Annotated in this window: 11 protein-coding genes; 9 read left to right on the plus strand and 2 right to left on the minus strand. The window is 43.2% G+C overall.

Translation table 11 applies throughout. From position 1 onward, the window contains the following. Nucleotides 1-28 precede the first annotated feature (28 nt). On the plus strand, nt 29-3370 hold the full coding sequence (locus tag NG798_RS23060) for a LamG-like jellyroll fold domain-containing protein (RefSeq protein WP_261226074.1): 3342 nt from the start codon (nt 29-31) through the stop codon (nt 3368-3370). 48 nt (nt 3371-3418) lie between these two features. Here NG798_RS23060 and NG798_RS23065 read toward each other — a convergent pair whose 3' ends face one another. Then, on the minus strand, nt 3419-3835 hold the full coding sequence (locus NG798_RS23065) for a hypothetical protein (protein ID WP_261226064.1): 417 nt from the start codon (nt 3833-3835) through the stop codon (nt 3419-3421). A gap of 286 nt (nt 3836-4121) precedes the next feature. Between NG798_RS23065 and NG798_RS23070 the strand changes: the two genes are divergently transcribed. Both NG798_RS23070 and NG798_RS23075 read left to right on the plus strand, forming a co-directional pair. Beyond that, a complete protein-coding gene (locus NG798_RS23070; RefSeq protein WP_261226065.1) occupies nt 4122-4703 on the plus strand; it encodes a transposase in 582 nt (193 codons plus the stop codon). 234 nt (nt 4704-4937) lie between these two features. Continuing rightward, entirely contained in the window at nt 4938-5288 is a 351-nt protein-coding gene (locus tag NG798_RS23075; RefSeq protein WP_261226066.1) for a hypothetical protein, read from the plus strand. On the opposite strand, the gene NG798_RS23080 is transcribed toward NG798_RS23075, so the two are convergent. Next, nucleotides 5285-5473 carry a DUF559 domain-containing protein gene (locus NG798_RS23080; RefSeq protein WP_317619629.1) on the minus strand — a complete coding sequence of 63 codons (189 nt, stop codon included), beginning with the start codon at nt 5471-5473 and terminating at the stop codon, nt 5285-5287. The two genes, NG798_RS23075 and NG798_RS23080, sit on opposite strands and share 4 nt — an antisense overlap. A 66-nt stretch (nt 5474-5539) precedes the next feature. Here NG798_RS23080 and NG798_RS23085 point away from each other — a divergent pair, with 66 nt between their 5' ends. The 6 genes from NG798_RS23085 to NG798_RS23110 all read left to right on the plus strand — a co-directional run bounded on the left by NG798_RS23085 (nt 5540) and on the right by NG798_RS23110 (nt 10387). Beyond that, entirely contained in the window at nt 5540-5686 is a 147-nt protein-coding gene (locus tag NG798_RS23085) for a hypothetical protein (RefSeq protein ID WP_261226067.1), read from the plus strand. A 1057-nt stretch (nt 5687-6743) separates the two neighbouring features. Then, complete coding sequence (locus NG798_RS23090; protein WP_261226068.1) at nt 6744-7592, plus strand: site-specific integrase; 849 nt, start codon at nt 6744-6746, stop codon at nt 7590-7592. 446 nt (nt 7593-8038) lie between these two features. After that, on the plus strand, nt 8039-8272 hold the full coding sequence (locus tag NG798_RS23095; RefSeq protein ID WP_261226069.1) for a tyrosine-type recombinase/integrase: 234 nt from the start codon (nt 8039-8041) through the stop codon (nt 8270-8272). A gap of 188 nt (nt 8273-8460) precedes the next feature. Further along, entirely contained in the window at nt 8461-8739 is a 279-nt protein-coding gene (locus tag NG798_RS28240) for a DUF1993 family protein (RefSeq protein WP_261226070.1), read from the plus strand. Nucleotides 8740-8759: 20 nt separating this feature from the next. Then, nucleotides 8760-8981: a DUF1993 domain-containing protein gene (locus NG798_RS28245; protein WP_261226071.1), complete on the plus strand. Its 222-nt coding sequence runs from the start codon at nt 8760-8762 to the stop codon at nt 8979-8981. An 872-nt stretch (nt 8982-9853) separates the two neighbouring features. Continuing rightward, on the plus strand, nt 9854-10387 hold the full coding sequence (locus NG798_RS23110) for a hypothetical protein (protein ID WP_261226072.1): 534 nt from the start codon (nt 9854-9856) through the stop codon (nt 10385-10387). Nucleotides 10388-10922: the final 535 nt, after the last annotated feature.

Raw genomic sequence — 10922 nt, forward strand, 5'->3', positions numbered from 1 at the left:
GTTAGCAGCAACAACAGTAGGCAATTTGGTGGTTTTTGCGGGCGGATATAATGCAAGTGGATACTCCGATAAAGTGGATATTTTTGATATTGACGATTGCGCTTTTCCTGTTTTCACCACTTTACCCTCTAACCTTGAACTTCCAAACAATACCACCGTTACTCCAATTAAAAACCAAAACCAAAATTTCATCTTTCAGCACCGAAGCGAAGCCTTTTCCACACTCTCCGGACAAGCCTCTGACCTAACCCGCCTGACAACCAGCGCAATTCAGAAATTCAGTCATACCTTATTTTCTAAAGGTCTGGATGGTTTGCTCTCTCTTGAGTCTCAACTGATATCCGAACCGGACTTTCCCCGTGTATCCAACAATCAACTCGACTTTGACGGTGCTTACGGTGCATACTTCTGGGAAATTTTCTTCCACATTCCCTTCTTGATTGCCTCCACTTTAAACGCTCACCAGCGCTACAACGAAGCACGTCAGTGGTATCAATATATTTTCAATCCTACTCAACCTCCTCAATCTCCTCAACTGCCCAAACCGATCGCCTATTGGCTTTTGGATGAGGGAAAAGGGACAACGATATCTGATAAAGAGGGCACTAACACGGGGACTTTGACGGGAACTCCTAATTGGACAACGGTAAGAGACTTTCCTGGATCGGCTTCCAGAAATGTGTTGCAGTTTGATGGAAATTCCACTTATGTAACATTAACAGCAGCATCAAACCTGAAACTGAACAATAGCGACTTTACTGTAGAAGCCTGGGTAAAAGCAGACGAGCTCCCTCCTGGCGATATTAGAGTTTCCGATGGCGATCGAACAATTCTCGGTATGGATGACGACAGAACAAACAAAAAGTGCCTTCACCTAGTAATTAGAAACAAAAAAGCTTATATGGGTTTCTTCGGTAACGATCTACCTGGGAAAGCTGAGCTTCAAGAAGGAACGTGGTATCAAATAGTGTGGCGCTATAGCACATCAACAAAAGAACAAGCAATATTCATTAATGGCAAATTAGATGCTTCAATTACAGGGCATACCTCTTTTGAAGGAACCCATAACGTAAACATTGGTCGTTGGGAACGCAACCATTATTTTAAAGGCCAAATTGCTAACGTTCGTATTTGGAACGTGGCTCTTAGCAACGAGCAAATTTTTAACAACTTTGGAAATGTAAATGCCTCAGAACGCTTCTGGCGGTTTCTCCCATTCCGAGGTCAAACCCCAGAAAAACTCAAAGATATTTTAACCAACGAGGCAGCCATCCAAGCTTACAAAGAAAATCCTTTCGATCCCCACGCCATTGCTCGTCTGCGAATTGGCGCTTACGAAAAAGCGGTGGTGATGAAATATATCGACAACTTGCTCAACTGGGGAGACGCGCTGTTTACCCAAGACAATTGGGAGTCTATTACCCAGGCTACGACCCTTTACCTGCTCGCCTACGACTTGCTCGGTCCCAAACCGAAGAATGCAGGCAAACCTCCCTCACCAGAACCCAAAACCTTCGCACAGATTAAAGCAGGAGCAAAAGGAAACATTTCTGACTTCCTCATCGACCTAGAAACCCACCCAGAGTACGAAAAATTCATCAAACAGTTTGGTGATGCCGTTCCCTTTAACGCTCTCGACGCTTATTTCTGCGTCAGCGAAAACCAAGAGTTCGCCCAATACTGGGATCGGGTAGAAGATCGCCTCTTCAAAATCCGCCACTGCCAAAATATCAAAGGCATTGAGCGACAACTCGCCTTGTTCCAACCGCCGATAGATCCGATGCAATTGGTGCGCCAAGCAGCCGCAGGAGATGGCGGGCTCTCTCTATCCCTCACAGACAGCGTACCGCACTATCGCTTCTCCCACCTGCTCGAACGCGCTAAAGGCATGGCTTCCACCGTCATCCAGCTCGGTTCCACCCTACTCAATACCTTAGAGAAAAAAGATGCGGAAGAACTGGCACTGCTGCGAGCCACTCAAGAACCCGTATTGCTGCAACTGATTACCAAAACCAAGGAAAAGCAAATCCAAGAAGCCGAAGCCAACCTCACTTCTCTGCAAAAGAGCTTGGAAGCGGCGAGCGATCGTTCTAAATACTACCAAAACTTGATCGCTGGGGGATGGAATGCTGAGGAAAAGGCTACCGTAGCACTCATGGGCGAAGCATTACAACCCCAGAGCGCTGCAACTGCCATCCGAGGAGCTGCGGTTGCTGCCTACTTATTGCCCAATACATTTGGACTGGCTAACGGAGGTATGCAATTTGGCGAGGCGGTTAATGTGGGAGCGGCAGCTCTTGATGGCATTGCAGGCATTATAAGTCACCGTGCCTCTTTAGCCTCAACCGTCGCTCAATTCCAACGCCGAGAGGAAGACTGGACATTCCAGCAAAAAATGGCTGACTGGGACACCCAGCAAATTGAGACGCAAATCACAGCCGCGAAAGTGCGAGTAGACCTAGCCAAAGCCGAAATCGACGTTCACCACAAGAGCATCGAACAGTCCCGCCAAGTCGAACAATTCTTTAAGGACAAGTTTACCAACAAAGATTTGTATCAGTGGATGGTGGGTCGCTTGTCGGGCCTCTATTTCCAAACCTACAAAATTGCTTTGGAAATGGCCTATTCTGCCCAAAAAGCTTATCAGTACGAACTGAACAAAGACGATACCTATTTGCAACCCACATACTGGGACAGCTACAAAAAGGGACTTTTGGCAGGCGAAAGTTTAATGTTAGGGCTGAATCAACTGGAGAAAGCCTATCTAGATGGAAGCGATCGGCGTTTGGAAATCGAAAAAATTATTTCCCTGCGCCAACTCGCACCGGAAGCATTAGACAAATTAAAGATCGAAAGAAGCTGCAACTTTAGCTTCAACGAAAAACTCTTCGCTCTCGACTTTCCCAGCCATTACTGCCGTCAAATCAAAACCATCTCAGTGACTATTCCGGCAGTGGTTGGCCCCTACCAAAACATTAACGCTACCCTCACACAAACGAGCAACAAGGTATTAATTGAACCTGATGAAAAAGCTGTTAAGTGGTTGCTGACTGGACAAGGTGATTCTCCTGAGTTGCGAATCCTGCGTCAAGATTGGCGAAACAGCCAACAAATTGCTATTTCCAAAGGAGTTAACGATAGCGGTTTATTTGTCCTTAATTTTCAGGACGATCGCTACCTTCCTTTTGAAGGCACTGGAGCTATTTCCGACTGGATACTCGCAATGCCTCCTACTAAAGCAAAGAACCAAATAGATTTTGTTGATAGTATTACCGATGTCATCATTACCCTCAGCTATACAGCGTTGGAAGGAGGGCCTACTATTCGTGACGCTGTAGCCGAAGAGATCGAGAAGCTTACCGGACAGTAGGTTCTTCATTTAAGGCGAGACTTACTTCAAAATCAAAATAGCCATGAGCTATTCTTTGTTGTCTGGTGTAATCGGAGAGCGAAAAATTTCAGGGGAGGTAGACTGAGGGCAAGCAAACTCATGCACCTGACGGGGTGACAAGAAAGCTACAAGGCAGACTGAATAAAGATTATAGCTCGCAGTCCCTTCTGAAAAAAAGGCAATTCCCACCGACTTATTTTTCATTAATTCTTGAGCTAAATCCGACCACTTGTCCATTGCTGCTATCCATAAGAACCCATATTGGCCAATCCAAAAGTTACTATGACGTTTAGAGTCTCGTCCTACTTCTTGAAGGCGATTGATATATTTTTGTTGCCCCAGTTCTTTAATTTTTAACCCCTGTAAGGATGTAATAGTATAAGCAATTGCTATTAATAAAATTAGACGAGTTAAGCGTTCAACAGAAGCTTTAGAACCTTCCAAATTATAACCACCGCTTTTATTAAACTAAGCGATGCCCTCACGAGCATCGCTCGTCTTCAAAACCGTGCGTAAACCTTTCGGCTTCAGGGGGCGACAAGCGCTCCAGAACGCTTGATGGCTAATGGTTTTTGGGTTTTACCCCCGGATGGAAAAGTTGAAGGCAGGACTTGCTTAGTGGCAATAAACTCGCGGTAGTCCAAACATATACCCTTGCAAAATTCTGGTTTTATGGTAAAAAAGAACGGTCTCGCTAATATAACAAGACCGCCACAAAAACTAATAATATATGTTGCCACAATTCTACCAGACAATTCTGGGAAAATATCTCACGAAAGCACAATTAATTACTCTAAATATGCTCCTATGGGTACTACAAACCCAAAAACAAGTAAAAATAGAGAAACTGGCAGCAGTTTTTCCATTACCAATTCAAGAAAATAGTCGTCGTCGCCACTTGCAGAGGTTTTTAAGATTAAATGCTTTGAGCGTAGTTTTGCTGTGGTTTCCGATAATTAAAGAGCTTTTATTTAGAGAAATAAAGCCAGGAAAGAAACTGATAGTAGCCCTAGATAGAACTCAATGGCGCGACCATATTGTCTTGATGGCAAGTGCGATTTATCATAAGAGAGCCTTCCCAATATTTTGGGAATTATTGGATAAAGATGGAGCGAGTTCTCTGGCGGAACAACAAAAAGTGTTGCGGCCAGTTATCCGTTTACTGAGAAGGTATAAATTAGTCATTATTGGCGACCGGGAATTTCATAGTGTTGAACTAGCGCAGTGGTTACACCGTCAGAACATAAGCTTTGTATTTCGCCAAAAAAAGGACACAACTTTCCGCCAAAAAAGACCCAAAGTAAATCCTTAAAAAGCCTGACAATAAAACCAGGCCCAAAAAAGTTTTATAGAGATATAATCTGGAGTCAAAATCAAGGGTTTTTCAGGTTTAATCTTGCTATTTATTGTCCAAGGAAATATAAAAGCAAACAAAAAGATGAACCTCTCTACCTTTTAACTAATCTTGAGGATTGCCAAACTACATTATCAGCTTATAGTAAACGTTTTGGCATAGAGCGGAGCCGGAGATGCTCCGTCTCCGGCTATGTTTAAAGATTCTAAAACCGGGGGGTATAATCTGGAAGATTCCAAAGCTTCCCCTGATAGATTAGTAAGATTAATATTACTAATTGCTTTAGCCATGACAGCCGCATGGTTACATGGAAAAAGAACTGTTCAGGGGGGGCAACAAGCATATATTTGTAGGCTCTCTGAAAGCCAAAGAAATAGAAAAAGGCATAGCAACTTTTGGGTTGGTTTATATGGTCACAATTGGATAGTTGCCTTTCAGGAGTGTCTTGAATGGGTAGAGCAATTAATTGGTTGTATTCCCCATAAACGCAAATTTTATCGGCAGGGCTTAAGGGCTATAAAGCTTATACAGCAACCCTTCTAGGAGGCTTGTCGCCCCCTGAAGATAAAAACCTCTAACTGTCGGCAAACTCCCTCAAAATCCCGCAAAACCTCAAGATTTGTAAACCTAACTACTTTTAGTCTATTGCCTTCTAAAATCCGCGTCCTCTCCTTATCGTAATACTTACCCTGAGCAGTAAAATGACTTTCTCCATCAATTTCGATAATTAGGTTTTAAGCAGCACAACATTAGAAGTCAACTATAAAATTATCAATGGGACAATGCCTTAAAACATGAAATGGAAAAGTTCTCAAAATAATTTCGCAGGCCGGTTCTGCATCCACCGGCTCCATAATATCCCAAACATCTCAACACGCACCGGCCCTTCCACCGGCCCTACAGCATCCATCGGCTGGAATGGGGCATTGCCGCAACCGTGATGACTTCATCGTGACCCTTCGCTCAGGGCAACGCTCTCCACAGAAGCCGATGCCGAGCAATCCAAATGGTTTTTTACTTGACTATTGAGTTGATTGACTTGTTTGATTTCATTGACTAAACCGCGCCGAAGCTTAAAGAGACGATAGTGGAATGTCCATATTGGAGGCCGGTAGGAAATCGCATTTTATTCGATATCGGGCGATTAGGCCAGTGTATTGTGTTGGCCATTTTACTCATTGGGGCCAAGTCCGTCGTCTGGAGCAGCGGTGGTCGAGGTGTATTCTGTTGGCCATTTTACCCTTAAGTCTGCTATAAAATGCCGGTCTTAGCACATCTAAGAGAGGCTGGTGGTAGCTCACAGTCGTGCCAAACAAGCATGAGGGCCAGGGACATGAGAGCGCTTTTCAGGTGGCGCAGAGAGAAATTGTCCACCCCACATCACAGGAGGTGGGGTAATACCGGCCTACGCACCTACTAGATATTTTGGCCATTTTCCTAACGTAACGTCCTCGTACTGATGTTTGGGGTGACACCGGCTCCATCAATAGAAGTGGCCGCCTCATAGACAGCTTTTACCTTTAAAAATGACGCATAAAATTACGCTAAACTTTTTATCCCGCAATAACTTTATTTTTTTATTTATTTCTTGGTTTAAGTAAAATACTATAAATTCTTAGGAACGCTCTTTTTTTTGGATGTGGACGTATTTGATAAAAAACTGCTGATTTTTTTATTTTTCTTTGGTTGTTAATAAATCTTTTAGGGTTGGCAGTTTCGCCTCGTAACTGTTATGGAAACACCCCTTTACCAGAGATGGTTTATTTGAAGAACGCTACCGGACTCCGGTAGGGCCTTATTGCCTGTGTGGAAGTTCCCCCTAGACTGTGGGAAGATGAAGACACCAAGTATGGGTTTACTGTCCCGTTTCCGCCTATGAAAGCGTCTAAAAAAGGTAATGATGTCCCAGTTGTTCTGGCATTAGCGGAACCATTACCTCTAGCTAGACACCCGGCGGCTGTCTACTTGAGTCAATTAGCAGCGTCGTCAAGGCGGACGATGACACACAATTTAAACTGGGTGGCCAATTTATTAAGTAATGGCCAATGTGACCATCTGACTTTGGATTGGGCAAAACTAAAATATGAACATACCGCTGCGCTACGTTCGGTTTTGGCAGAAACACATCCACCAACAACAGGCAACCTGAAGCTGACAGCAGTTAAGCAAGTTCTAAAATGTGCTCGGAAACTAAAGCTGATAAGCATTGATGATTATGAAGATGCGGTGAGTGTGCCTCCCCTGACAGGAAATACACCACCAAGGGGCCGGCTTTTACAACCAGAAGAGATAGAAGCGCTGATCCGGGTATGTGTAGAATCTAAAACGCCATCCGGTACAAGGGATGCAGCAGCAATTGCCTGTTTATGTGCAGGATTAAGGCGATCTGAAGTAGTAGCACTGAATTTAAAAGATTATAATGCAGAGAACGGCTGTCTATTGGTAGTAGAAGGGAAAGGGAAAAAGACAAGACAGGCTTATTTACCACCGGGGGGTACTAAATTAATTGATGATTGGTTAGGGGTGAGAGGACGTAAAGCCGGCCCATTGCTTTACCGATGTGTTGGGAAGGCCATTCAAACGGAACGCATAACTGCCGATGCCCTAGCGTTAAGGTTGATAGAAAGGGGAGCAGCAGCCGGCCTCGGTACTTTTTCTGCCCATGATTTCCGCCGCACATTTATTAGTAATCTGTTGGATAAAGGAGCGGATATGGTAACAGTGCAAAAGTTGGCCGGTCATGCAGACCCGGCGACTACTGCTAAATATGATCGGCGCGGTGAAGAAGTAAAACGTAAAGCGGTTGAATTGTTGGATGGGTTCGGGTTAAAGCCGGAATTAGAGTAATTCTAGCAACTAGACAACCCCAATTAAAAAAGCAATATTGCAAGCAATAAATATTAGCAAGTTAGCCATTTTGTTACTTTATTATGTTTTTTATACAAAATTCTAAGATTTGATGTAATTTCTATAGTAGGAAGACAGAAATAAGGTAAGGTCTTTTTAGCTTTAATAAAATTCCAAACTCAAACTTTTTTTTACGCTTATGACCCTCTATTCATATATCTCGAAGTCACAAAAATTTACCAATATTTTGCTGCAATTATAATAACTATTTGCATTTTTATCTAAGGACTAAGCATCAGCCGGCCTAGAATTGGACACTAACCACCGGCAACCAACAGTCAAGGACTAACCACCGGCCCGTAGACAACCGTACACTACCCACCGATCTACACCCAAAAATGCCACTTCAATGATGCCGGTGTTTCCTACTAAATCAGGCCGACATTATGCTGCAAGCAATGTTGTCAGAATTGTCAGGGCAGCGGCAATCAGGGCCGGTCTTGAACAAAAAGTATCACCTCATTGGTTGCCTGAAAGCCCACGCAACACATTCATTAGATAGGGGTGCTCCTCTACATCTGGTACAAGCAACTTTGGGACATTCTAGCATTTCCACAACAGAACGCTATCTACACGCCCGACCAGATGATAGTTCATCCCGGTATTTACCTAAAACTTAGGGCTTTGACAGGGGTAAAAAAGCTAATTTAGTTCGACAATCTATACCAAAATGCTCAGTATTTGTTTTATTTTAATAGATAAATCAAACTTTATGCAAAGCAAAAAATGGCGTTATTACCTGATGAAACGTTAGCCACAGTCCTCATGTTACAAAGAGAATTATTAGAACGACTTGAGGGAGCATAAAATGCAAAGCCAGAATATAGATTTAATCCGAACCGTCTTTCAAAGCCGCTTAACGACTCTTGAGCATCTCTTGAAGTCAGCTAGGACTCCTGATTGTGATTACGAGTCATTCCTTCAAAAGCGCATTGTGGCTGATATGCTTCCGTTTGGTACACAGATTGCTTTCACCTGCAATCAACCACACAACTTTGCGCTCTGGTGTAATGGCAAACCTGCGAATAATCTAGATCCAAAGGTCACATCTCTTGCACAGGCATCCCTTGTACATCGCAAACACTAAGGAACTTCTTTTGGGTGTTAATGCTGAAGATTCTCTCGTTAGCTGAGGTGAAGCGCATTGACTTGGGTCAGAGCCTCTACATTGAGTTGCCTGGTAATGCCTATGTGAATGAATTCCTAATTCCAAACTTTTACTTCCATCTGGTCACGGCTTACGATATTCTACGCATGGCTGGTGTACCAATTGGAAAACGAGATTACATGATGCACTTGGTGCCATTAATCAGAAAGGATGAAGCCTAACTATTCAAATGCAGCGAACGGTCAAGAGTAACTCGCTCTAAATTCGGGATTATTGCCACCGCTGATTTGAGCAGTTATGCTTCGGAACTAACAGCGATGTACATCAAGAAGTTAAATCTACTCTGCATGCAACTCCACACATTGTTATGGACAGGTGTTGTGTATGCCGGCCAATTCGTCAAAATTGATGCCCATCCTCACCCGCCTAAAAGTCGAGTCCGAAGGTGGACCCGTTGCGGGCAATTGCAACTGCTGTGCTAAAGCTTGATAATGGCGAGTTGCAAAATTTTCAAGGGCGCAATAACCATAGCAACCACTCTCGAGTTCCCATGATCACTAATGGTAAAATTACCTATAGAGGATAACAGCGTCCTCTGGGGGCGCGAAAATCAGGCTCTTGCGCCAAGGCTACTCTCAAATTAGCTGTCATCTACCTATCCAGTTGGTTTTCTATGATCATGTTAGGGCGAGGGCTTACTCGTTTAGATTACCCTAATCTTTCTCTCACCAGAATAAATTAGCCCTGCCTGTAAAGGGTGGTTATACGGAAAAATTTTGTATAATACCTAAATAAGCGGGTAAAAAAGAAGTTTTTCGTAGATTCAGGCAAGAATCCGTTATAATGCTTGATGTGTTAGGATTGAGAAAAAGATTATACGGAAACTTTCTGTATAATAAATAGTTAGACTGCTGAGGTTCCGGTGAGACGTACTCAAAAGCAGCTCACCACAATACGTTTTAGGGTAAAGCCTTTAAACGTAACAGAAAGTTGAAAAAGGTTGAATTCATTATTTCAAGGGAACACTTCATAAGTAGTTGTTGAACTTAACACAAAACGTCAGTTTCAGCTAGATATTGAGGGAGAAATAGTAATGGATATAGCCAAAGCGAAAAAAAGCTTGACCACGTTGGAAAGCTGGCAAATGGTTTTGAATGTTCAAGAGCTTTTCAATAAGGTAGTTAAGAGAGTTTTGATTTTGTGTACTGTTTGCTTATTGTTGTGTCTAGCTACACTTCAAGAAGCAAAAGCACTTGTACAAACTCCACAAAATTCAATAGTTTCTAATAGTATTCTGATTGCATTTCAAGTATCTGAGGACACCGTCTCAGCAGTTCATAAGTTTGAACAAGCAGTGAGAGCTATTGATCCTGACGGTACTTTGTTTGTTGATATCAGCCCTGCTGAATATATAAACGGTATGGTGTTAATTACAGTTGCTAACGATTGGTATTACCAACCATATCAGATACGTAAACAGGCTGCTCAAAGTTTGTGGAATTCTTGGGCTGCTATTTATTCTCCTGAAAATCCTGATAAGGCCAGGGTCAAAATTTTGGACTTAAAAGGCAATCGTATAGGTGGCTCCTCTACATTGGGAGGTTCATTAGTAGACGTTGATAAATAATTCGCTAAAACCAGTGCAGGTAGCGGTCTAACAATTCGGGTGGAGCGGATTGACCGAAGTCGCTTGGGTTGGATTTAAAAATTTTGGCAACCGCTGACCCGAACCGTTATGCTTCGGAACAAGTAGCGATGTACATCAAGAGGTTAGATTTACTCTGCATGCAGCTACAAATAACGTTGTGGTCAGCTATTTTATATATTGAATTTTCTGTGTGCTTTGGGTCATGTTAACGATCTCACAAATCGGCACCACCGAGAACTCAATTTCAGCTTTTTAAATAGCCTCGGCATCAAGGTATAAAGCCCTGAGCGGCGTTTCAAGAAAAGTTGAAACGCCGCTCTCATTTTTGTCTGTGGCTTCTACTCACGTTCAAAATTACTGCAAGTTAGCGTAGCTGATACTAGGCTTAGAAACCCCGTGCAGAGCTTTTCGCTTGAACTGCACGAAGGTCATAGCGCTCCAGGTTCATCACCTTGTCCCACGCCGCCACAAAGTCATTGACAAATTTCTGTTGCGAGTCCACACAACCGTAGAC

Origin of the sequence: Ancylothrix sp. D3o, assembly GCF_025370775.1 — a bacterium.
Classification (GTDB): Bacteria; Cyanobacteriota; Cyanobacteriia; order Cyanobacteriales; family Oscillatoriaceae; genus Ancylothrix.